A 22,855-nucleotide genomic window follows, 5' to 3' on the forward strand; every position below is an offset into this window, starting at 1 on the left:
GAATGTATGCCGTTATTGGATTTAGCTTAAAACTGTTTCTTTCCCTAGCTGGAGCTTGGCTGTCACCTCGTCTGCCTTTGCCAGTTCTTCCGCGTTCAATCTTTCATGCCAGCTTTTTGCAGCTTCCGTAATATGGTGAGGCTTGGAAGCGCCCAGAATGGCTGACGTTATCCCCGGCCGGCTCAGCACCCACGATAATGCGTATTGCGCCCCGGTTAGTCCTTTCTCTTCCGCCAACGGCCTAATCGCCTCCGCCACTTGAATGGCATTTTTCTTGTTCAGAAGCTCTTCCAATCGGGGTTCACCCGCCGCTAGGCGCGAGCCTTCCGGCGGCGCTTCCCCGGCTCGGTACTTGCCTGAGAGTATTCCTCTGCCGAGCGGGCTGTAGACGATAACGCCGACATTTTCCGATTGGACGAATGGGATAATTTCTTTCTCAATCTCGCGTGAAAGCAGGCTGTATTCCGGCTGAAGGCTTTCAAAGCGATGCAAGCTGTGCAAGGCACTTATGCCATGGGCCTTCGCCAGCTGCCAAGCCGCAAAGTTCGAAGCTCCTATGTATCTCACCTTTCCTTGGCGGACCAAATCGTCTAAAGCACGCAGCGTCTCCTCAAGCGGCGTGTTCGGATCAAAGCGATGAACCTGGTAAAGATCCAAGTAATCGGTTTTCAATCGTTTCAAGCTGTCCTCGACGGCTTTGAAAATATGATAACGGCTTTGCCCGCCATCGTTCACGCCTTCACCTATGCGGCCGTGGACCTTAGTCGCCAGCACGATTTGCTGGCGTCTTTCTTTTAGCAGGCTGCCAAGAATACGCTCAGACTCTCCGGCCCCGTAAACATTCGCCGTGTCAACCAAATTGATGCCGTTATCCAGCGCTAGATCCAAAATATCGGCCGAGGCCTGCTCCTCGATCCAACGGCCAAAAGCCATCGTTCCCAAGCTTACCGCCGATACCTTAAGGCCTGTTCTTCCTAATTTGCGATATTCCATTTTCATTTTCCTCCTAGGGTTCGATCAAAAAAAACCGGAGACATCAAATAAAGCATGTCTCCGGTTATCCGGTCGATAGATATGGGTATTCGATTGATAGGGAATGCTGCTCAATAGGCAGCCAACACGCTTCTTGCATGTCTGTGATGCTCAGCGGCAAAGCGGCTTAGCTCTACGATTAAATTCCCTTTTCCAAAGGACAGAAACTTCCTCCCTTCCTCCGCTTGCATTTTAACCATGCGTTCCAAAAATAGAATGATCATCTTCCGTCTGCGTTTAATTTCGGGATAACCGTTATCGAACAGCCATTGGTCTATCGTATTATAAGTTCCTCGGTTCAGCCGGTACATCTGCAAACAATAATGATGAAAAGCCAGATCAGGCCATTCATATAAGTCCGAATTCAGATCATTTTTCATAAGCTGCCTCTCGTTTTTTAAAATAAGAGCTTTCACTATAATCTTTGCCGCTTTACGGATGCAGTGGATTTCTCCGTATCGAAGCGACTGCGTTCGGTCCGGTCGATTTGCACAATCTGGCCGTTATGGATGGTTATCTGGACAACGCCGTATTGAACGCCTGCCAATTGCTCCTTGATCCGTTTCAGCCATTCGTCGGCAACCTCTACAGTTCGGGACATCGTCAACATCCTCTCCAATGTTATGGTGCAGCCATTAGAAAACAAAGAAGACGCACGTCAAACGAATGAGTCTTCGATTGGCATGCGCCTCCGGTTTTCCAGCGAGCGCGGCTTGCAATAAAATACAGCGGTGGTTAGGCTAAAAATTGCTATGCAAGCATTAATATTTATTTCCGACTAATTCAATGGGATAAATTTAATTTAACATGTTGGATTTCATTCGTCAACACTTATCCGATTAATCAAGCTGACGTTTTTGCTAAATGGCGGCACCGCGAGCTTTGTTCGGTACAGATGATAAGCGGCTCCGACAAGCAGCCAACAGAGGCCCATGAATAACGCGGTTCGATCCAGCAGCGTCAGCAGCCAGAAAGCGAAACCGGCGCCGCAAAGCGGAACAACAAGGTAAACAATCGTCTGCATAAAGGAACGTTTTTTCTCTTTCACGTACATTTGCGCAATGACGGAGCCGTTTACGAACACAAATGCCGTTAACGCGCCGAGGCTAACGAATTTAATCGCCGTTTCCAAGCTTAAAACCAGCGCGAGCAAGGAAACTAAGGATACGACGGCAATACTATTGACCGGCGTTTTATATTTGGCATGCAGCTTTCCGAAAAAACGCTTGGGCAGCGTCGAGTCCGATCCCATCACATGCAGCAATCGGGATGCGCTCGTTACGGCAATAACCCCCTGCGTAAATACGGCCAGAATAAGCACCGAAATGAATAGTGATTGAAGCCCTGCACCGCCGACCAGCTTCATAAGCTCAAAGCCCGCTGCATCCGCATTCGAGAAAGAAAGGCTTGGGAATGCCAGCTTCGTTAGCATGGAGACGGCGATATACATGACGGATGAGATAACAACAATCAGCAAAATGGCGCGGGGGATCGTCTTGCGGGCATTAATCGTTTCATCCGCCAAGGTGGTTACCGTGTCAAAACCGAGGAAGGAAAAGCAAACCAATGATGCGCCGGTCAGAACCGTTGAAATTCCCCAATCCCCCCGAGGCAGCAGCGGCTGTATAGCAACAGCCTCAGCGCCGCCGGCCATTCCTTTAAGCAAATACAAGCAAAACAAGACAAGAAACAAGACTTGCACAACCACGAATATTTTACTGAGGCCGGCCGAAAACTTAATTCCCACGATATTTACGACCGCAAAAATAAGATTAATTGCAATTATCCATAGCGATGCCGGTATGTCCGGAAACTGGGCATGCATGTAAAGACCAAACGTCAGGCAGGAGATGACGGGGGAAAATATATACTCCAGCAGTACGACCCACCCGACCAAAAAACCCGCATACGGATGGATGGCCTTTTTGACATACGTATATGCCGAGGCTGAGGAAGAGAATCTTTTGGACATTACGATATAGCTTATTGCGGTTAATAAAATAGCTGCCGACGCCATGCTGTATGAGCCCGTCATCATCCCTTTAGAGCCTTCGTAAGCTAGACCGTAAACGGTAAAATAAATCATAGGCGACATCCATGCCAAGCCAAGGGCAACGACCTGAAACAATTTTAGCGTTTTTTGATACGTCACTTTTTCTTCCATCCTACACACCTCTGCCAAATGATTTTTATCCAGTACAGGTTTTAACACAAGAAAAACCCGAGAGGTATTGTCGTTAGACAACCTCCCGGGCTTTTATCCCTCCGTGAACACAGCAAGCTGTGCGTCTCCTCTCGGTCCAGTCCGAACAAACGGTTCGCGGAACCCTAGAAAACAATTTTTATCCAGTTAAATGATAGGTTCTATGACACATTTTAAGAAAATACGAACATTCCGGCTATCACTCACTCTTGTGTTAAATAATATAACATAAAATGTTCCTTATTCAAAGATTTTGTTTTTTGTTCGGAGAAATCGAAAAAAGGCCTAAGCAGCGCCGTTAAGCATGCTTAGGCCTTTCTTTTAGCTTCTTGTCATGTTAGACAACCTTGAATTTCGCCGCCGCCTCTGCAAGATTTTTGGTCAGGCCGTCTATCGTATCAACCATGTCAGCCAGGTCTTGTACGTTTGCGGATTGTTCCACCATCGTAGCGGTAACCTCCTGTACGGATGCCGATACTTCTTCGCCTGAAGCAGAAAGGCTCTGTGCGGATTGCTGAACCTCGTCTTTTTCCATTTCCATGCGGGCAACATCGTCGGCCATTGCTTTAATCTGATCCGTGATTTCCATGATTTTATCTAAAATGGTTTTGAACGCCGCTTGCGTTTGTCCTACGAATTCGTCTTGTTTCACGGCGATATTACGAATTTCCATAACGCTGTCGTTATTCTCTATGACAAACGATAGGTTTTGCTGAATAATCGCATTGATTTCATTTGACTGCTTGGAGCTTTGGTCCGCAAGTTTTCGAATTTCGGAAGCCACAACGGCAAAGCCGCGGCCATGCTCGCCCGCTCTTGCTGCTTCAATGGATGCATTCAGGGCAAGTAAATTCGTTTGGCCTGCAATTTCGCTGATTGCGCCCGTGATGTTGCTAATTTGGTCGGAGCTCTCTTTCAGCTTTAACGTGATCGCCGATATTTTTTGAACCTCTTCTTCATTCTGATCATTGATCCGTATCAAGTTATGGACCGCTTCATTGCTTGTGTAAAATACCTCTATGATTTCCTCCGCTCTCTCTTTTGCCGATTGGGCTTTGTCGCTCATCGAAGCGAACTTCTCTCCGAATCCGTGGAACTTATCGACGATATGCTCGGTATCATGCGACTGGGATTCCATTGCTTTGGCAATTTCCATCGACGTTACCGAGGTTTCGTTAATCGACTGCGCGGTCTGCTTGGAGGTTTCCTCGAGCTCGGTCATGCTTTTATTAAGCACTGAGATCGTCGTATTCATATTGGTAATCAATTGATTGTTTTGAATGACCATGCTGTTGAAGCTATCTGCCAAATCCTTGAACTCGCTCTCATATTTGCCGTTTGCTGCTATCGTAAGATCACCGGACGCCAACCGCTTAAAGAGCAATGTAAGCTGGGAAATCGGATTTGTAATGTACCTCGAAAGGAGGAGTCCAAAACCAACGGCTACGATAACAGCCAGCACGGTAATAAGCAGCGTTTTAAGAAGCATATCTTGGACCGGACGATTGATATCCTCATAGGAATCGATAACGGAAACAATAATGTCGGCGCCCGGTATCTTATTAATTCTCAGATAGTCGTTGCCAATCTCCGTGGTTTGTACTTTAATTTCCCCGACAGCCCTGTCCGCTAAAAAAGCTTTAATTTCCGGACCATCGCCAATGCTTTCTCCGTTCCTGGAAGGATCCGTCGAACTATAAAGAATAATACCTCCGCGGCTCAGTATTTCAATTTTCCCTTGTCCGTTTATTTTGATGGCTCCCAATTTATCCACAAAAAAATTACTGTCTATCGTGGTTGCAAAAACACCGACGACCTGTCCCTTTTCGTCTTTAATGGGATGCGAGAACGCAAGCAGTATTTTCCCGCTGCTCTTCGAGATAATGGCATCCGATATAAAACTTTGGCCTTTCATCGCTTCCGTAAAGTATTCGCGGTCAGCGCGCGATTGACCAATGTTTTCCGTATTGGTTCCCGATACGATAATCCCTTTATGATCGATAAGCAAAAATGATTCATTTCCGCGCGTGCCTTCAAAGCTATGCATAATCGTCGCGTTTGCTTTCTCAAATAACGCATTCGATGCCGCGAAAAAAGCAGCATCTGACATCGTTCCTCCTTTACGAAGCACCAGCAGATCACGATAGGTGTTATGATCGGAAGCCAGAAAGGAGGACTGTTCTTGCAGTTGCATGGCCGTCATTAGTCCTTCGCTAATGCGGTCGGCAGTTGCATTGATTTCATCTTTGCTTTTTCTAAGCAGCATATCCGATGAAAATAAGTACATCGCCGATGCCGTTCCGAATAAGACAATGACCACTAACAAGCTTATTAATACAGGAAGCTTAACTCGCAATGATAGATTTCTAGCTTTATTGAACATCCCATTTTGCATTTTCATGATGTCAGATAACCCCTATTCCATATTTTTGTTGGCCATAACCAGTCAACTACTTATATCGGTTAGGATTTCTATAAAATGAAAGGGATAATTTTCCCATTTTATATTGAAACTTTTTTAGCGGCGAATGATCTTTGAAAAGCGATACAAATCTTAACATCAACGCCTTTAAACTGTAAATCCCTTCCTTTTTATTTTGATTCAAAAAGCCCCGTTTGGTTTATATATAACTATGAAATTCAAACAAGTTGATCAAAAGGTCAACAAATAAAGAATGAGGAGAGATGTCAAATGTCACGAGAAAACTCTAGTAACGGCGTATTGGTAGGCGCAATTGTAGGAGGTGCCATCGGTGCCATTTCGGCTCTGCTTTTTGCTCCAAAAACTGGCGCGAGCCTTCGCGAGGATCTCGCGACCAAGTTTAAAACCATCAGCGAGAAAACAAAGGATATTGCCACTACGGTAGGACAAACGACCAAGGAGCTAGCCACTTCGGTTGGGCAAAATACAAAAGACCTGGCTACTAACATTAAAGACGAAGCCGGCGACTTGATGGATCATGCCAAAAAGTCGAATCAAAACATTATGGATTCTCTTTCCTCCACGAAAGATGATGTTAAAGATGGGCTTGCTACCACCCCCGGGAGGTAATGTGATGAAAGCCGATATTGAGAAGACTACAAACTCTATGGCTCCCACCGAGGATGAAATGTTCAAACTCGGTGAGGACATGGAGAAGATGGATACTAACGCAGAGGTTATTGAAAAAGGTTTGGTTCCCGATCCCGCTCAATAAGTTCTTGTATCAACAAAAAGCCCCCTTTCCATATCAACTATGGAAAGGGGGCTTTTTAGTTATAAATGAAGTTGGAATTAAGTGCCGAACTCCGGATGCTGATCCGATAACAGCAGCTTCAGCTTCTCGATCGCCCGCTTCTGAATACGGGATACGCTCATTTGCGATACGCCGAGCTGGTCAGCGATATCACGCTGGGATTTACCATTGTGATAGGCGAGCAGCAGCACGGTCTTTTCTTCTGTTTTCAATTGATCGAGCGCTTCCTCCAGATCAAGACGATTATCGACGTTCTGATAATCGTCTTTGTCTGAGCCAATGAGATCGCCTATTGTAGCTGCACTTTCCCCTTCGCTGGATAAAGGCGTGTCAAGAGAAACATAATGATAGGATTCCCGGCAAGAGAGCACCTCAATGGTTTCTTCCACCGATAGACCCAAATGGCCTGCAATCTCTTCCATCTTGGGCGAATGCCCAAGCTCCACCGTAAGGTGATCGATAGCCTGCTGAATAAGCAGGCCTTTTTCCTTGATTCGTCTTGGCACCTGGATATACCAAGACTTATCACGCAAATAGTTTTTCAGATGGCCGATGATGCTCTTCATCGCATAGCCCTCAAACGGAATTTCCCGCGAGCTGTCAAATTGCTTAAATAAGCGCAGCATGGACAGCTGGCCGACCTGATAAAGATCCTCATAGAGATCAGGCCGGCTTCGCGACATTTTAGCCGCTGCCATTTTTACGATTGGTTCATAATGCTGCAGCAACTCCGTTGCCACATCATTGCAATTCGTATCCTGATAAACTTTCATTTTTTCAATTGTTTCTTTTGGATCCAGGAAGGATGAATTCGCGTTCATGCCATCTCCTCTTTCCTACCCAAGAGCTTGGTGAGAATTACCTCGGTACCTCTCCCGGAAAATATCTCGACTTTATCCATTAGCGCATGCATCATAAATAGACCAAGTCCGCCCGAAGTCACTTCGCTTAGTTCCTTATCGTGGAGGGTGACGGATTTATTTCCTGCCGGCTCGTATTTAAAGCTGGTGCCCTCATCCTTGATCCGAATCGTAATCCCGTTTCCTTCAAGCTCAAAGCTAATTTCAATTTCCCCGGGACGTGAATTGCCGTACGCATGGAGCACTACGTTAGTGCAAGCCTCTGTTACCGCTACCTTCATATCTTCGATTTCTTCATACGAAAAACCTGCTTTGTTCGCAATGCCAAACAATGTGAGCCTTACTATATCGATAAATTCCGCCCGAGCAGGAATCGTCAAATGAATGAATGAGTTCATAATGTCTTCTATCCTCTCTTGTATGTTCCTATTATAACTCAAATTTTCTTAACTTTGTTCCATACCCTAATAGTGGAAATGACGCCGTCATATAATGTACTGATTAATCCCGGTTCTCCCTCGGGCTTTCTCTTGTTATGTCCTTTAATCGTGGCAACTACGCTCGCCGCCGACTCCTTGGCCGCCCCGGTAAAGGAATGCAGCGCATGGCCAAGATCATTAACCGATGCGAACAAAACATCCAAAGAGCTTAGCTTGGTCCGCACATCCAGCGTCATCGCATTCGTATTATGGATGGCCTCTTTCACTTCGACGCTAATTTGCGTTACCTCGGTTCGAAGCGAACCCACCGTTTGACGCATCTCATCAAGCGCGCCTCGCAATACCTTCAGCGTTTGAATAAGAGAGTACAATAGAACTAGGAACGCAATTGCTATCACAGCAATACTGATTTGCATTAACAAATCCATTCTCATCACTTCCTCTTTTTTCATAAGTTACCCGCTGCCGTGCGATTTGAAACAGGCTGGATGCACCCTGTAATAGTTGGTAGAAAATTGTCCTTTGGTCCATTCATGTTATAATAGAGTAATTGAAAAATATGAACATTCATATAAAAGGAAATACAAAAGGACATATAAAAGGAGCTATCAAATTGCATAATATAAGATTTAATATCCGCTGGAAAATATTAATCGGCTATTTTCTGATCATATGCTGTCTGGGCGCTGCTATCCTTGTCGTCAGTAACCGAATCTCCTCTTTGCAGACCGAAATCGAAACGATGACCACCCGGGACATTGAAATCCATAATCTTATCACCAACATTAGATACAATGTGGTAAGCATGGAGTCAAGCCAGCGCGGATTTGTTATTACGGGAAACGAGATCTATCTAGAACCGTATAACCGCGGCAAAGCAGAATGGGAAGCTAATTATAATACGCTTTTTCAATATCTTGCGAATGATCCTTCTTCGCGCAAAAACCTGGAGGAAGTCAAGATTACCATCCAAAATTGGATAAAAAAAGCCGGCGAGCCTACGATTGCAATGCGTAAATCGAATGATACGCAGGGCATTATTGAATATTTCAACGAAGACGAAGGAAAAAACGATATCGATGCCTCACGCGCTCAATTAGAAACGATGCGCCAAAATGAAATAACATTGACAAAAAACCATATTTTACAATTGAAAAACCGCAATGATATGCTCGTGGTCAGCTTGTATCTTATGCTGGTTATCATTTCCATCATCGCTTTCATCATCGTAACTTATGTTTCCGGCACGATCGTCAAAACAATCAAAGACGTCGTGAAAACCATTACGGATATCGCATCTACCGGCGGGGATTTATCGACGCGGATTAAAGTAAATACGCGGGATGAGATCAAGGATCTTGCCGATGCCACCAACAGCCTGCTTGACAATGTAAACGATCAATATTGGATCCAGCAAAAGGTTGCCGAGATTGCAACGATGAACCAAGGCTGCAATGATATGAAAACGCTGGCCGATTCCTTCCTTGCCAAGCTTGCACCTATGCTGGGTGCGGCATATGGCGTATTTTATATTCGCGAAGGGATCGGGGAGCAGCAAAGACTTGTCAAAACAGCCTCCTATGCCGCTCATGGGGATAATGCAGGCCGCGAAAGCTTCCGTTTAGGCGAAGGATTAATCGGCCAAGCCGCGGTCGATAAACGTACATTCTTATTGAACACCGCTCCAGAGCATCCGGTAAGCTTGACATCCGGCCTAGGAAAAATAGAGCCGAAAAGCTTTCTCATTGTTCCTTTTGAATTTGAAGGCAAGGTGACTGCCGTCGTTGAATTTGCTTCGGCGGAATCCTTTACTTCCCAGCATTTAAAGCTGCTTGAGCAAATCGAAAGCCATTTTGGCGTAGCAATTAATAACATCGATGGACGCATGGAAGTCGTAAGATTGCTTAGCGAGTCCCAAGTCTTAACGGAAGAGCTGCAGACGCAAACAGAGGAGTTGCAAACGCAGTCCGAAGAGCTGCAAATGCAGCAAGAGGAAATGCGCATGACTACCGAGCATCTAGAGGAACAGAATCTATTCGCCGAACAGAAGACGAAAGAGCTCGAAAAAGCGAAGGAAGAGCTCGAGAACTATTCCGAGGAGCTAAAAAGAAGCTCGCAGTACAAATCCAATTTTTTGGCCAACATGTCGCATGAGCTTCGGACGCCGTTAAACAGCATCTTGATTCTTTCGCAGATGCTTGCCGAAAATGAAAATAAAACGCTAACCGAGCAAGAAAAAGGTTATGCCGAGGTCATCAATACTTCCGGAAACGATTTATTAGCGCTTATTGATGATATTCTTGATTTATCCAAGGTTGAGGCGGGTAAGGTTATCTTAACGATGGATGAAGTGAATATCAGTGAAATTCCTCAGCATATGCAGCTGCTTTTTAATCCCGTAGCCGAGAATAAGAATATCGCATTCCATGTCCGTTTAAATGCCGATGTTCCTTCATTGCTGTATACGGATGGTCAGCGGCTCCAGCAAATTTTGAAAAATCTTTTGTCCAATGCCTTTAAATTTACGGAAAAAGGATCGGTTACTTTATCCATTCAAAAAGCTGATCCGCATGACGTGCATAAATATATGCCGGCTCACTTGGATAACGCCGTAGTCGCGATTTCGGTAACCGATACCGGAATCGGCATCCCGATAAATAAACAGCAGCTTATTTTCGAGGCCTTCCAGCAGGTGGACGGCGAAACGAACCGCCAATACGGCGGTACGGGCTTAGGCTTGTCCATTTGCAATGAGTTTACCAAGCTGCTGAAAGGGCGTATCATCCTTGAAAGCACGCCTGAGAAGGGAAGCACCTTTACTCTTTTTGTTCCAAGCCTCCCGAATATGGAAAAGGAGCAGCTCGTTGTTCTTAACCAGGAAGTCGCTGCAAGCGCAGAGCCTTTAACTGAAGCTCCTATTACGGTCTCAGCGCCCGACGTTATCGATTATAAGGTAAGCGACTCTGCTGATTTTGAAGGCTCTCTCTTTAAAGGGAAGAAGGTTCTGCTGGTAGAGGACGATTCCCGTAATGTATTTGCACTGGTCAAAGCGCTTGAGAACAAAGGCATCCAAGTGGCTGTCGCGAATAACGGCAAACAATGTATGCAAATAATTGAACGGCAAAAAGATTTCGACCTTGTACTCATGGACATTATGATGCCCATTATGGATGGTTATGAAACCATGAAAGCCATTCGTCAAGACTCGGATATCAAACAGACGCCTATTATTGCCCTTACGGCCAAAGCAATGAAAACCGACCGCGAGAAATGCTTGGAGGCCGGTGCTTCCGATTACATTAGCAAACCGCTAAATATGGATCAGCTCTTCTCGCTTATGCGCGTATGGCTGACAAAGCAGGTGGGGAATTGAGCATACCGTTTAATGAGGATGATGGCATTCTCGATGAATTATCGTTAGACGAGCTGGAACGCATAGAGATCGATTTGTTTTTGGATGGCATATACAGGGTCTACGGCTTCGACTTCAGAAACTACCTGCGTTCCTCGCTGCGCAGACGTATCCAGCATCGGATGAATCTCGAAGGACTGACTACGATAACATCGCTGCTGGAGAAGGCGCTGCATGAACCAGGGTTTATGGAAAAGCTGCAAAATGATTTTTCGATTAAAGTAACCGAAATGTTCCGTGATCCAAGCTTTTTCGCCTCCTTCCGCACGGAGGTCGTCCCGTTGCTGCGCGATCTTCCCGAAATCCGGATTTGGCATGCAGGCTGCGCGACGGGAGAAGAGGTTTATTCCATGGCCATCCTGCTGCAGGAAGAAGGTCTGCTCGGCAAAACTAAGATTTACGCTACAGATATGAACGAGCATGTGATCGAGAGCGCGAAGCTCGGCAAATTTTCGATCAAACGTATGCAGACCTTCACGAAAAACTACCTGCAAGCCGGCGGCACGAAAGAATTTTCCTCCTATTATAAGGCTGATTATGAAAATGCTTTGTTCCACTCTTACCTTAAAGAAAACATGATGTTTGCGCAGCATAATCTGGCTACGGATCGTTCTTTTAATGAGTTTCACGTCATTTTATGCCGAAACGTTCTCATCTATTTCGATTCGGCTCTTCAGCAGCGCGTTCATGATTTGTTTTTTGGAAGCCTGGCGAATCAAGGTTTCTTAGTGCTTGGTAACATGGAATCGATTATCTCCGATCATAAAGAGCAATATAGGGACTTTAACGCTCCTGAACGTATTTTCAGGAAAATAAATGGAAGCAGCTAAAATCGCTCCATCCCGATAGAAACGAAAAAAAGGGAAATGACAACATCGTCATTTCCCTTTTTTACAAACAGAAAACCGAAGCCTCTTCTATCGCGCAGCTTCAGTATCCAAGTATTTCGTCAGAACGACTTCCGTACCGCTCTCAGATGCGTTTACCTCTACCTCATCCATCAGCGCCTGCATCAAATAAATGCCAAGTCCGCCAACCTTAAGCCCGCTTATGTCAACCTCAGGCAGCGGAGCAGCTTTCTCAATGGCTGCAGGCGGAAGAAATGAAGGGCCGCTGTTCTTCACTTTTATAGTGAGACCAGAATCCTTGGATTCAAACAAAACGTCGATTAGATCCTCGCTGGCACCCTGAGCGCCATGAATAACCGCATTATTGCAAGCTTCCGAAACGGCAACCTTCATATCCTCCATTTCTTCATAGGCATAGTTCATTTTTGAGGCGATTCCAAAAAGACAGATTCTGACCATATCGATATAGTCTGCATGGGCCGGTATTTGTAAACGAATGGCATTCATGCTTGAGCCTCTGTCCCTTCTGTTAGATATCTGGAAATACCCGTAAGATCAAACAAGCGTTTCACGGCCGCTGGAATTTCGCGTACGTAAAAAGGCGCCTTAAGCTCATCACGCAGCTTCAGCACCGAAACGATAATGCCGATTCCGGTACTGTCGATATATTTTAATTGTTTGAGATTTAATACCAAAGCTTTATCCGTACGGTTCATAACCGGTTCTAAAGCAGCCCGCAGCTGCGGCACCATAGACAAATCCAGTTCCCCGCTTACATGAAGAATAAATTGATCTTGTTTCTCTTCCTGGTTCACTTGAAATTGCTCAGCTTTCATTTCATTCACTCCGCTCGCGTTTGTTTAATAAATAGTATCAAGATCCTTCTCATTGTACAAGATGCATATCCGATTTCCTACATCGAGAAGCTCTGGAAGTAATGAATAGACGTTAACTTCCCCGTATCCGGATCGATAAAAAGCTTTAACAAAGCTTCCCCTCTTTCAAATACGATACCGTCCTCCGTAATATAATCAGGCTGACCCAGCGCTTCTTTTACCGCTTCGACCGTTGCAGCAACCTTATGTCCATCAATCATCAGCGATTTTGTTCCTTCAGCTATTTCAACGGAAAAAATCATTCCATCGCTAAAGATAACATCCATATTCGGGTATTGGTAAGTTTCCAATTCCTTCAAATAGGGATCCTCCGTAATCTTTTCCGGCTTGCCCAGCTTCTTAACTACGCTGCCCGGGTCATCATAGAGGGTAATGCCGTTAACGTTTTGAAGCGTAAAGACTGGTTTTTTCACTTCGGGAACGCTTGCTTCTTCTTTTGCATAGGTAACTTCCGTTACGGTTGAAGGAGGCCTAGAAGCAGTCACTATTTTGTTGGCTGGTTTGGCAGAAGCTTCGGCCGCCACAGAGCTTGAATCCATTGTAGCGGGTAACGTAGTGGCGACAGGCCCAAGATCACCCGTAAAAGCGAAGATGCTTCCGATCAAACAGCCGATAATAATAAAATTCTTCATATGGTCTCCCTCCTATGCGGGATAAATCCTTCATTCTCTTGCTTGATAAATATATTTAAACCGCTGCCGAGGGTTTGAAACAGGTTGCTTGCATTTATTTTATTTGGTTTCGATCATCACTAAACAGATATCGTCCTTCTGGCTTTCGTTGTCGTACGCCGAAACAAATCCGCTTACGATTTCAGCATGCACGGACGGTTCCTCACGGCTCAAACGCTCGATAAGCGAATCAAGGTTAGTATCGTCATCCTCGCTGATGGATTCGCTTAACCCGTCCGTATAAAGGAAAATCTTCATATTCCCGTCATAAGGAATGAAGCCTTTTTGAATTTCAATCCGATCAAACAATCCGATCGCGCAGCAGCCCTCAGTCAGCAGCGTAAATTGGCCGCCTGAAAGAATTTTGCCAGGGGGATGACCGGCATTGACATATTCGATGACTCGTTTTTTTGTATCCAGCACCAAGTAGATCGCAGTGAAATAATAATTAAGCAGTTCTTCCTTCTTATACAGCTGGTTCATGTACCGGTTGAGCTCATGCATTACGAGGTCCGGTTCCGTTATTCGCGTAATGGTATCCTTAAGAACCGAAGATATATACATACAAACGAGCGATGAAGATATACCATGTCCCATCATATCAAGCAAAATAACGCCGTACCGGTTCTCGTCAATGCGGTACCATGCGTAAAAATCGCCCGCAAGCTCAGAGGATGGCTGATAAACCGCGCTTACTGCTATATTGTCATCATTTATAGGCTGACTTAATACATTCCTTTGAACTTTTTTGGCAAGCTCTAGCTTCGCCTGCATTTGCCTGTCTCTTTCTTTGTGCCAATCAATCTCCTGCTTCAGACGCAAAGAGGAACGAATACGCGCGAGAAGTTCCATCTTGTTGATCGGCTTCATCACATAATCGCTTGCTCCCGCATCCAGCGCTTCCGCCATTTTATTCGAATCGCCGAGCGCGGTAACAAATATAATCGGAACATCCTTGTAACGCTCTACCTGTAAAATCCGTTTGCATGCCTCTAGGCCGTCGATTTCGGGCATCATCATATCCATTAGAATCAAATCCACGTTAGCCTCGGCTGTGCACGTGCTATCAATATCGAGCATGCTGTACAGCTCCATCGCCGATGAAGCGATCTTCAAATCCTCATAACCCTCTTTATTTAAAATTGCTTTAATAATGATCTGGTTTGTCGCGTTATCATCCACGATTATAATACTCATATATATGCTCCTTTAACTCCATTACCTGCTATCTATATTGTGATCGTAACAGTAAACAGAGTCAACTTTTTATAGGACAAATGACCAATAAAAGACCTACCCTCTCGGATAGGTCTTGCATGATCATCTGCGAAGTAGAGGATCCAGCTCTTAAACGACGTAGTGAGGATAATAATATACGGCAGGGTCAAATTCTTCTCCCGAATATTCCCGGCCTCCCCATGCGATGACCAAAATTTTGTCTTGGTCCATCTCGCGTTCAAGACGCTGCGACTCCTGCTCGGAAATACCGAGCGATCTCATCTTCGCACGAAGTTCGTCCCCGTTTGATCGGAATATATTCGCAATCGCTGATCCGAAGCCTTCTTCCGCAATACCGATTTTCTCAGCGTCCGTATTATCGACGATCCTTTTCGTCCGATCCTTGTCATGGGTCAGAACAAAAATTTTGTCCTTCGCATACCCTTCCGTTTGGAACTTATAAACCTGCTCTTGAACCTCAACGACATTGTTTACCGTGTGTACCTTTGTATTATCTAGGTTATTCATTGTAATTCCTCCTATTTTCATATTAATTATTGTCTTTCTTCATTAAGCAGCCAGCATGATGCCCAGATATGGACGCCCGCCTCCTTAAAGGAAGTTAACTGACTCGTCTTCTGCCAACGATGAGAGATACGATAAAGAGTACGATGAATACGACGAATAGAACTTTTGCTATTCCAGCTAGTGCGGATGCAATTCCTAGAAAGCCGAATATGCCTGCAACGATTGCAAAGATGAAAAATAATACTGCCCATCCTAACATTGGAATCACCCTTCCCTTTGAGATACTGTTTTTGTTAACTTGTCATGTTATTAACCAGCCGGCAGCCCTTTGAAACAGCCGATTTATCCGCTTCGCGGTCAAAAGGCCGTCTATTAATGAAGAAATAAAAGCCAGCTTTTTTCGGATGTTTCAGAAGCTCTTGAATAGGTTAAGAGACTACACCAAACAAAACGATAATAGAAAAGGCTGGTGAAGATCGATGGAAAAACAACGTATCTACGTTAATGGCATCGATTTGGTCTATGAAGAATGTGGAAGTAGTAACGAAAATGTCGTTGTATTGCTCCACGGCTTTTGCGGCTCATCCCAATACTGGCAAAAAATTTGTCCATTGCTTAGCGAAAATTATCGTGTCATTATTCCGAACCTGCGCGGTCATGGCGGCTCCACGGCTTCTGAGGGAACATATACGATGGATCTGATGGCGGAGGATATCGCTGCGCTCTTGACGGCGCTTCATATCGAGAAGGTTGTTATGTTTGGGCATTCCTTGGGCGGTTACGTTACGGCTGCTTTCGCGGAACATTACCCGAACAAACTTGCAGGCTTCGCGCTTATCCATTCCACTGTGCTTCCGGATTCAGAGATCACGAAGGAGAAACGGCTGGAGGATATTGAAGCTATCCGTGAAAAAGGAATTTCAAAATATCTTTACGGGATTATACCGAATTTGTTTACCGATAAGAAACTTGGAGAAATGCATAATGAGGTCCATGAACTCATTAACGTAGGGCAAGAGATGGATGCGTGCGCAGCGATCTCTACCTTGGAAGGAATGATGCAGCGCCCTGACCGAAGCCATGTGCTGGCAGAGGCAAAATTCCCGGTCTTGCTGGTAGCAGGCTCCGAGGATGCCGTCATTAAGCCGGATGATACCTTTACGGTTACAAGTTTGGATCAACCGGAAACGACTTACAAATATCCGCATATTCTGGAAACGACATTCGAAGACGTTGCGCATATGAGCCTCGTTGAGGTGTCTGACCAGCTTGCACGGGTGATGTCCACTTACTTGAAGACCTTGGTAGAACGTGAGAAAACAAGGGATGAGAAACATACGGAATTGCCGACGGGCCATCAATGATCAATATGGCTAACCCTGTTTCATATCCATTCCAAGCGGGTATATAAGAAGGTGCGGATTCCCCCCTATCCATCCGCACCAAAATAACTGGAGGTGCTAGTTACTATGAACAATACGGAGAATAGTGCGAATACTTCTTATCGAACGGGAGAAATAGTTAAGCATGCTGGCATCTACATTTCTAAATCAGGCAAGGAAAATAAGCTGCAAGAGGGAGAAAAATTCCCTGCTTGTCCTATTAGCGGTAATGAAACAACTTGGAGTGCCGCCAATTAGCGTAAAATAACAAATTCGAACATAATGACGGGCTGCTTCGGAAAGTAGGTTATCTACTTCCGGGGCAGCCCTTCTGGTTTTTTTTGGAGGGATACTTCCGCAGGAATACACTTGTATGGTAGTATGGTAGTGTAATGACGAAAGGAATGAGTGTATGGATTTCAATCATCGTCTACAGCCTGCTTCGACAAGAGACGCGGTCTACATCCAGCTCCGAGAACAAATATTAAAGCTGGAGCTGCCGCCGGGAACGCCGCTTTCGGAAAACGAAACCTCGCTATTGTTCAAGGTCAGCCGCACGCCCGTGAGGGAAAGCTTCCTTCGGCTTGCCGGGGAGGGACTCGTGCAGGTGCTGCCCCAACGTGGGACGTTCGTTTCGTTAATCGATACCGTTCTCGTTGAGGAAGCAAGGTTTATGCGGGAGCAGCTGGAGAAAGCAGTCATTTTGCTCGCTTGCTCTCATTTTCCTGAGCTGGCCATGCAAGCGCTTGATGAAAATCTCCGTTTGCAGCAGGCTTGCGTTCGCAACAAGGATGATAAAAGCATGTTTGAGCTCGATGAAGCCTTTCACCGTATTTTGTTTGACGGCTGCAGCAAAAGCAATACCTGGTCGATCATGCAGCAGATGAATGCGCATTTGAATCGAAGCCGCATGCTTAGGCTGGTGGATGACCATAACTGGGAGCCTCTCTACGAGCAGCACCGCCAAATGGCAGAAGCGATAAAGCAACGGGATAACGAAACGGCCCAGCAGTTGATGACAGAGCATCTTTCCTTAAATATCACGGACCAGGCACTTCTAAAGGAAAAATATCCGAATTACTACAAATGATCGCAGGAGGCTCGATGCGCATGAAAATGACGTTCAGATGGTTCGGCGAAGGGAACGACACCGTCCCCCTCAGCTATATAAAACAAATTCCCGGAACCGACGGCATCGTATGGTCGCTTCACGATATACCGGCCGGCGAGGAATGGCCGCTGGATCGAATCCTGGAGGTTAAACAGCAAGCCGAACAGGCCGGCTTACATATGGATGTCGTTGAAAGCGTTAACGTACATGAGGACATCAAACTCGGCTTGCCTTCCCGCGATCAATTCATCGGGAATTACAAGCGGACCATCGAGAAACTCGGCAGCGTCGGCGTCAAAGTCATCTGCTATAACTTCATGCCCGTCTTCGATTGGCTGCGCACCGACTTGCACAAGCCAATGGGCAATGGAGCGACCGCTTTATTTTATGAAAACAGCCGCATTGAAAACGCCGATCCATTCCAATTGGTCGATGAGATTAATGCGAACTCGGCGCTTACTATGCCGGGCTGGGAGCCCGAGCGGCTGCAGCATTTGTCGGGCTTATTTGAAGCTTACCAAGGGGTTACGGAAGCGCATTTGTGGGAAAACCTGCGCTATTTTCTAAATGAAATCATTCCGGTCGCGGCCCGCAGCGGCATCCGAATGGCAATCCACCCGGATGATCCGCCTTGGCCTGTATTCGGTCTGCCCCGCATCATGACATGCCAAGAAAATTTCAGAACCTTCTTGAAGCTTTATGACAGCCCTTACAACGGCATTACGCTGTGCAGCGGCTCGCTTGGAGCCAATCCAGGCAACGATATCATCGCGATGATTCATGAGTTTGCGGATCGTATTCCGTTCGCCCATATCCGTAACGTGCGCGTTTATGAAAACGGTGATTTTATCGAAACCTCGCACCGTACGCAGGATGGCTCGGTCGATATCGCAGGCATCGTAAAGGCTTATCATGATATCGGCTTTACCGGCTACGCAAGACCTGATCACGGACGCCACATCTGGGATGAGCAGTGCAGGCCGGGCTACGGCCTTTACGATCGCGCGCTCGGCATTATGTATTTGTGGGGACTTTGGGATGCTTACCGGCTTGCAGCTGTATCTAACGGAGAACAGGAGGCCCGCTCATGACAGCATTACCGAAACATGAATCAATCGCTGGCAAAGTAGCCGTGATTACAGGCGGCGCAGGCGTATTGTGCCGGGTGATGGCGCTTGAGCTTGCTCGACAAGGCGCCAAGGTAGCCATCCTCAACCGCACGGCTGAGAAAGGGGCAGCGGTTGCCGAAGAAATTAAGGCCGCCGGCGGGACGGCCATTGCCGTGGCTTGCGATGTGACAAACGCGGAAAGCACGAAAGCAGCCGGCGCCGCGGTGCTTGAGCAGCTCGGCCCCTGCGATATTCTGATCAACGGCGCCGGAGGCAACCATCCGAGCGCGAATACGACAAACGAGATCTTTAAGCCTGAGCATCTGCATGCGGAAAATATAACGACGCTGTTTAACTTAAGCGTAGAAGGCTTCCGGAGCGTTATGGATCTAAATTTTATCGGGACGCTCATTCCTACCCAAATCTTTGCGGAGCAAATGCTTGGGCGGCAAGGCGCTGTGGTTATTAACATTTCATCGATGAGCGCTCCCTCCCCGATGACGAAGGTCCCCGCTTACAGCGCGGCCAAAGCAGCCATCGTCAACTTTACGCAGTGGCTCGCGGTTCATCTGGCGGAATCAGGCATTCGCGTTAACGCGATTGCTCCCGGCTTCTTCTTGACGGAGCAAAACCGCAAGCTGCTCTTGCATGATGACGGCTCTCTGACCGAGCGCTCGGGCAAAATCATCTCCCATACGCCAATGCGCCGCTTCGGCAAGCCGGAGGATTTGCTTGGCGCTTTACTGTGGCTTGCTGACGAGACGACAGCCGGATTTGTTACCGGGACAACGATACCGGTGGACGGCGGATTTTTAGCGTATTCGGGCGTTTAAGCTAAGCTGTTGTTCAAAATCCCTCCCTCCTCCTGTATGAGAACGGCGGCATTATGCCAACCTACTGTAGGAAAGGAGGGGATCGCTATGACATCATCCAAAAGCCGCCGTGAAAATGCGTGGCATCAGCGCAAGCACACGCAGCAGCCCCATGGCAAAGTGAAATCGCTCGAAGAGCTGAGCCAAGAAGACACCGATACGAAAGCCAAACAGGATTCATAAGGCTCAGACTGGCAAACCTATAGGGCAAATCTAATTAAATCATTGCCAATGAATAAAAGCCTTCGTCCCTTGTCATGCTAGGGATGAAGGCTTTTTCGCGTTGACCTTTATTAGGCTCCGTTACGCATATAAGCTAGATCAAAGGCGGCAGCAGCTTGAAAATCAAGCTCGGTTAATCCCCCGGATCGCCAGGTCGTCATGCGAAGCGTCACCATTTTATAATCTATAGAAATAAAAGGATGATGATTCAACCGCTCGGAGGCTTCTGCTACCCCATTCACGAATAGGATACCTTCCGGAAATGTCGGAAAGCGGTATTTTTTCACAAGCCACTTTCCATCCTCCCGCTTCCAGCCTTCGATCTTCTCCAATTCTTGCTCGATTTCCGCCTCGGTAAGCTTCAACGCCTTCACGCCCTCTCTCGTTCAATTACGATTATTATACGATAGTTCGCTGGTTCAATAGGGTATAATGCGGATAAGAATCTGATAGATGCGCTAAGGCGTCTATAAATTTGCCGCGCTAGCGCTTATAAATGCTTGCTGCTAGCGAAATAGGGAGTGAAATAAGGTTATGGATCCGAAGGTTATCACTTATTATTTTGCGGATGATGGTCGTATTCCTAATCATCCAAGTTTGCCGCTTATTCTATACCCGGGTGCCCTCAAGGAGAAATCGGACCGGATCGAGTCTATTTTTAACGAAAATAACTGGCGGAACAGTTGGACCAACGGGGTATTCGACTACCATCATTATCACAGCAACGCCCATGAGGTACTGGGGGTCCAGAGCGGCTCCGCAACGCTCCAAGCAGGCGGCGAACAGGGAACAGCCCTTTCGGTCCAAGCCGGAGATGTCATCGTCCTGCCTGCTGGCACAGGACATAAGCGTTTGAATGCCAGTCCGGACTTTAAAGTCGTCGGCGCTTATCCGAATGGCATGAATTATAATCTGAGGCGCGGCGAAATCGGGGAACGACCTCAGGCGTTAGAAGAGATCGGTAAGGTACCGTTACCGGAAACAGATCCTGTTTACGGCACTGAGGGTCCGTTAATTGAATTATGGAAGCATAAAGAGCGCGACTAAAACGGCGGGTTCTCAAGCATTTCATTCGCGCAAACGGCTGACATGATTGTTTCAGAACTTTTCAAGGGCTCATAGCCAAACATTAAATCATCGTTTAATCATGCGGCTGCGTCATTTAGGCTCCTTTGTGGTAAGAAGGAGAAAGGAATGGCGAGAGGGGATAGAACGATGGCGCAGTTAACGAAAGCACAGTTGAAGGAATTAAACGAAAGGCTCACTGAGGAAAAAACGGAGCTAACGGCTCATTTTGAAAGCAATAACGATTCCAATAGCGAACTAGACGACTCGCTTGCAATATCTACCGGCGAGCTGTCATCGTACGATAATCATCCGGCCGATCTCGGAACCGAGACATTCGAGAAAAGCAGGGACATGGCCATTGACGAGACGCTTAGCCAGCAAGGAGCTCCGTTGAAGAATACGGCAATGCTAGCGATACCGTAAAACCCGATGCGAATTAGCATCGGGTTTTTTATTTGTTTAGCGGTAGCGACGAAGTTTTCATTCCTCATGCAACCCCAATCCCCTTTCCGTTTGCAGCTTCGATAGGAGATACCGGACAATCCTTTGCTTCGCTCAAAAGGAAAACGAGTTCCTTGTACCGCGGGGGAGCAGGCTTGAATAGAATAGGAGCAGGAAGCACGGCTCACCCGGCTTCAAAGGAGGAGTTACCTTGGACGTCATGAAACAAAGCTATGAACAGCTCATCTTCCTCCAAGACCGCTCTATCGGTTTCAAAGCAATCATCGCCATACACAATACGAAGCTTGGCCCTGCCCTTGGCGGGTGCCGGATGTGGCAATACACCAGTGACGAAAACGCCGTTCTTGATGCGCTTAGGCTCGCTCAAGGAATGACCTATAAATCTGCCATTTCGGGTCTTCCCTACGGCGGCGGCAAGGCGGTAATCCTCGGCAATCCGAGCCAAGGCCCGCGTGAGCTGCTGTTTCGGGCGCTGGGACAAAAAATTCATGAACTGCAAGGCGCCTACATTACAGGCATGGACCTTGGCACCACGGTCTCCGATATGGACTGGGTCCGGCTCGAGACCTCGTTCGTTACCGATATATCCGGCTCGCTCGGAGCCGTAAGCGAACTGACCGCAAAGATGACTGCCTACGGGGTATATCTTGGAATCAAGGCCTCTCTCAAACGCGCGTACGGCAGCGAAACGGTTAAGAATAAAATCATTGCCGTTCAAGGCTTAGGAAAAGTAGGTTATCAGCTCTGCCACTTTTTGAAGCAGGACGGAGCCCAGCTCGTTGTTACAGATATTAACCCCAAGCTGCTGAAAAAAGCCGTCGATGATTTTGGAGCAAGCGCGCGCAAGCCGCATGACATTATTTCGGTGCCGTGCGATGTATTCTCTCCTTGCGCATTAGGCGGCATTTTGAATGATGATACGATCGGACAGCTTAACTGCAGCATCATTGCAGGGGCAGCCAACAACCAATTGGCGGAAAGCCGGCATGGCGAGATGATACATGGGCTGGGTATTTTATACGCGCCCGATTATGTTATCAACGCAGGCGGCATTATCGTCACTTCCGTGGAGCTGGACGGCGGAGATGCTGCGGCTGCGCAGTGGAAAACGGAGAAAATCAGCAATACGTTGACGAACGTATTCAGCAAGGCGGATGCGCAAGGCATCTCGACAGCGGAAGCCGCCGATCAGATAGCCGAGCAGCTGATCGGGAGCTGATTGCATTCGCATGTACCTTTTTTAACCGGCTGCTGCATTAGGATAATGCTTCCATGAAAGTCCACA

At 46.8% G+C, this 22,855-nt stretch carries 28 protein-coding genes and 1 riboswitch; of the genes, 13 read left to right on the forward strand and 15 right to left on the reverse strand.

The genetic code is table 11. From position 1 onward, the window contains the following. Positions 1–21 precede the first annotated feature (21 nt). From ACN6MW_RS06540 to ACN6MW_RS06560, 5 genes are all read right to left on the reverse strand, one after another. Positions 22–993 (reverse strand): aldo/keto reductase, encoded by a 972-nt coding sequence (locus tag ACN6MW_RS06540; protein ID WP_419874730.1) that lies wholly within the window; start codon positions 991–993, stop codon positions 22–24. 110 nt (positions 994–1,103) lie between these two features. Beyond that, entirely contained in the window at positions 1,104–1,412 is a 309-nt protein-coding gene (locus tag ACN6MW_RS06545; RefSeq protein WP_419874731.1) for a hypothetical protein, read from the reverse strand. A 35-nt stretch (positions 1,413–1,447) separates the two neighbouring features. Further along, on the reverse strand, positions 1,448–1,633 hold the full coding sequence (locus tag ACN6MW_RS06550) for a YezD family protein (protein ID WP_419874732.1): 186 nt from the start codon (positions 1,631–1,633) through the stop codon (positions 1,448–1,450). A gap of 216 nt (positions 1,634–1,849) precedes the next feature. Continuing rightward, the gene (locus ACN6MW_RS06555) at positions 1,850–3,184 is read right to left on the reverse strand and encodes an APC family permease (protein WP_419874733.1); all 1,335 of its coding nucleotides are present in this window, start codon (positions 3,182–3,184) and stop codon (positions 1,850–1,852) included. 92 nt (positions 3,185–3,276) lie between these two features. Next, positions 3,277–3,375: riboswitch (guanidine-I (ykkC/yxkD leader) on the reverse strand. Between the two features lie 197 nt (positions 3,376–3,572). Continuing rightward, entirely contained in the window at positions 3,573–5,636 is a 2,064-nt protein-coding gene (locus tag ACN6MW_RS06560; protein WP_419874734.1) for a methyl-accepting chemotaxis protein, read from the reverse strand. A gap of 291 nt (positions 5,637–5,927) precedes the next feature. Between ACN6MW_RS06560 and ACN6MW_RS06565 the strand changes: the two genes are divergently transcribed. Together ACN6MW_RS06565 and ACN6MW_RS06570 are read left to right on the forward strand one after the other, a co-directional pair. Beyond that, a complete protein-coding gene (locus tag ACN6MW_RS06565; RefSeq protein ID WP_419874735.1) occupies positions 5,928–6,287 on the forward strand; it encodes a YtxH domain-containing protein in 360 nt (119 codons plus the stop codon). Positions 6,288–6,291: 4 nt separating this feature from the next. Beyond that, on the forward strand, positions 6,292–6,432 hold the full coding sequence (locus tag ACN6MW_RS06570; RefSeq protein WP_419874736.1) for a hypothetical protein: 141 nt from the start codon (positions 6,292–6,294) through the stop codon (positions 6,430–6,432). 77 nt (positions 6,433–6,509) lie between these two features. Here the strand turns inward: ACN6MW_RS06570 and ACN6MW_RS06575 are convergent, their stop codons facing one another. The 3 genes from ACN6MW_RS06575 to ACN6MW_RS06585 are packed head-to-tail and all read right to left on the reverse strand — an operon-like array spanning position 6,510 to position 8,199. Beyond that, positions 6,510–7,292, reverse strand: coding sequence for a sigma-70 family RNA polymerase sigma factor (locus ACN6MW_RS06575; RefSeq protein ID WP_419874737.1), 783 nt, complete (start codon positions 7,290–7,292; stop codon positions 6,510–6,512). Beyond that, the gene (rsbW, locus tag ACN6MW_RS06580) at positions 7,289–7,729 is read right to left on the reverse strand and encodes an anti-sigma B factor RsbW (protein ID WP_419874738.1); all 441 of its coding nucleotides are present in this window, start codon (positions 7,727–7,729) and stop codon (positions 7,289–7,291) included. Before rsbW ends, ACN6MW_RS06575 begins: the two co-directional genes overlap by 4 nt. 38 nt (positions 7,730–7,767) lie before the next feature. Then, positions 7,768–8,199 (reverse strand): DUF948 domain-containing protein, encoded by a 432-nt coding sequence (locus ACN6MW_RS06585; protein WP_419874739.1) that lies wholly within the window; start codon positions 8,197–8,199, stop codon positions 7,768–7,770. 185 nt (positions 8,200–8,384) lie between these two features. Between ACN6MW_RS06585 and ACN6MW_RS06590 the strand changes: the two genes are divergently transcribed. After that, entirely contained in the window at positions 8,385–11,144 is a 2,760-nt protein-coding gene (locus tag ACN6MW_RS06590; protein ID WP_419874740.1) for a response regulator, read from the forward strand. After that, positions 11,117–12,013: a CheR family methyltransferase gene (locus tag ACN6MW_RS06595; protein WP_419874741.1), complete on the forward strand. Its 897-nt coding sequence runs from the start codon at positions 11,117–11,119 to the stop codon at positions 12,011–12,013. The genes ACN6MW_RS06590 and ACN6MW_RS06595 overlap by 28 nt, the downstream gene beginning before the upstream one ends. An 87-nt stretch (positions 12,014–12,100) precedes the next feature. On the opposite strand, the gene ACN6MW_RS06600 is transcribed toward ACN6MW_RS06595, so the two are convergent. The 6 genes from ACN6MW_RS06600 to ACN6MW_RS06625 all read right to left on the reverse strand — a co-directional run bounded on the left by ACN6MW_RS06600 (position 12,101) and on the right by ACN6MW_RS06625 (position 15,603). After that, entirely contained in the window at positions 12,101–12,538 is a 438-nt protein-coding gene (locus ACN6MW_RS06600) for an ATP-binding protein (protein WP_419874742.1), read from the reverse strand. Then, on the reverse strand, positions 12,535–12,867 hold the full coding sequence (locus ACN6MW_RS06605; RefSeq protein ID WP_419874743.1) for an STAS domain-containing protein: 333 nt from the start codon (positions 12,865–12,867) through the stop codon (positions 12,535–12,537). The genes ACN6MW_RS06600 and ACN6MW_RS06605 overlap by 4 nt, the downstream gene beginning before the upstream one ends. A gap of 77 nt (positions 12,868–12,944) precedes the next feature. Next, entirely contained in the window at positions 12,945–13,559 is a 615-nt protein-coding gene (locus ACN6MW_RS06610) for a hypothetical protein (RefSeq protein ID WP_419874744.1), read from the reverse strand. 99 nt (positions 13,560–13,658) lie between these two features. Continuing rightward, positions 13,659–14,795 (reverse strand): SpoIIE family protein phosphatase, encoded by a 1,137-nt coding sequence (locus ACN6MW_RS06615; RefSeq protein ID WP_419874745.1) that lies wholly within the window; start codon positions 14,793–14,795, stop codon positions 13,659–13,661. A gap of 150 nt (positions 14,796–14,945) precedes the next feature. Next, positions 14,946–15,344, reverse strand: coding sequence for a general stress protein (locus ACN6MW_RS06620; protein ID WP_364146166.1), 399 nt, complete (start codon positions 15,342–15,344; stop codon positions 14,946–14,948). A 94-nt stretch (positions 15,345–15,438) separates the two neighbouring features. Beyond that, positions 15,439–15,603: a DUF1328 domain-containing protein gene (locus ACN6MW_RS06625; protein ID WP_364146165.1), complete on the reverse strand. Its 165-nt coding sequence runs from the start codon at positions 15,601–15,603 to the stop codon at positions 15,439–15,441. Positions 15,604–15,823: 220 nt separating this feature from the next. On the opposite strand from ACN6MW_RS06625, the gene ACN6MW_RS06630 reads away from it, so the two are divergent. From ACN6MW_RS06630 to ACN6MW_RS06655, 6 genes are all read left to right on the forward strand, one after another. Next, positions 15,824–16,708 carry an alpha/beta fold hydrolase gene (locus tag ACN6MW_RS06630; protein ID WP_419874746.1) on the forward strand — a complete coding sequence of 295 codons (885 nt, stop codon included), beginning with the start codon at positions 15,824–15,826 and terminating at the stop codon, positions 16,706–16,708. Positions 16,709–16,813: 105 nt separating this feature from the next. After that, positions 16,814–16,984 (forward strand): hypothetical protein, encoded by a 171-nt coding sequence (locus tag ACN6MW_RS06635; protein WP_419874747.1) that lies wholly within the window; start codon positions 16,814–16,816, stop codon positions 16,982–16,984. Between the two features lie 154 nt (positions 16,985–17,138). Beyond that, a complete protein-coding gene (locus ACN6MW_RS06640; RefSeq protein WP_419874748.1) occupies positions 17,139–17,816 on the forward strand; it encodes a GntR family transcriptional regulator in 678 nt (225 codons plus the stop codon). Positions 17,817–17,836: 20 nt separating this feature from the next. Then, positions 17,837–18,928 carry a mannonate dehydratase gene (gene uxuA / locus ACN6MW_RS06645; RefSeq protein WP_419874749.1) on the forward strand — a complete coding sequence of 364 codons (1,092 nt, stop codon included), beginning with the start codon at positions 17,837–17,839 and terminating at the stop codon, positions 18,926–18,928. After that, on the forward strand, positions 18,925–19,779 hold the full coding sequence (locus tag ACN6MW_RS06650; RefSeq protein WP_419874750.1) for an SDR family oxidoreductase: 855 nt from the start codon (positions 18,925–18,927) through the stop codon (positions 19,777–19,779). The genes uxuA and ACN6MW_RS06650 overlap by 4 nt, the downstream gene beginning before the upstream one ends. A gap of 87 nt (positions 19,780–19,866) precedes the next feature. Beyond that, positions 19,867–20,001, forward strand: a complete 135-nt coding sequence (locus ACN6MW_RS06655; RefSeq protein ID WP_419874751.1) for a DUF6254 family protein — start codon at positions 19,867–19,869, stop codon at positions 19,999–20,001. A gap of 110 nt (positions 20,002–20,111) precedes the next feature. Here the strand turns inward: ACN6MW_RS06655 and ACN6MW_RS06660 are convergent, their stop codons facing one another. Beyond that, positions 20,112–20,414, reverse strand: a complete 303-nt coding sequence (locus ACN6MW_RS06660) for a 4a-hydroxytetrahydrobiopterin dehydratase (RefSeq protein ID WP_419874752.1) — start codon at positions 20,412–20,414, stop codon at positions 20,112–20,114. 160 nt (positions 20,415–20,574) lie between these two features. Here ACN6MW_RS06660 and ACN6MW_RS06665 point away from each other — a divergent pair, with 160 nt between their 5' ends. The 3 genes from ACN6MW_RS06665 (at position 20,575) to ACN6MW_RS06675 (ending at position 22,789) form a co-directional block, all read left to right on the forward strand. After that, on the forward strand, positions 20,575–21,087 hold the full coding sequence (locus ACN6MW_RS06665) for a cupin domain-containing protein (protein ID WP_419874753.1): 513 nt from the start codon (positions 20,575–20,577) through the stop codon (positions 21,085–21,087). A gap of 147 nt (positions 21,088–21,234) precedes the next feature. Then, the gene (locus ACN6MW_RS06670) at positions 21,235–21,531 is read left to right on the forward strand and encodes a hypothetical protein (protein WP_419874754.1); all 297 of its coding nucleotides are present in this window, start codon (positions 21,235–21,237) and stop codon (positions 21,529–21,531) included. Between the two features lie 238 nt (positions 21,532–21,769). Then, positions 21,770–22,789 (forward strand): Leu/Phe/Val dehydrogenase, encoded by a 1,020-nt coding sequence (locus ACN6MW_RS06675; protein ID WP_419876284.1) that lies wholly within the window; start codon positions 21,770–21,772, stop codon positions 22,787–22,789. Positions 22,790–22,855: the final 66 nt, after the last annotated feature.

This window comes from Pristimantibacillus sp. PTI5, from assembly GCF_048572955.1.
Taxonomy (GTDB): domain Bacteria; phylum Bacillota; class Bacilli; order Paenibacillales; family Paenibacillaceae; genus Pristimantibacillus.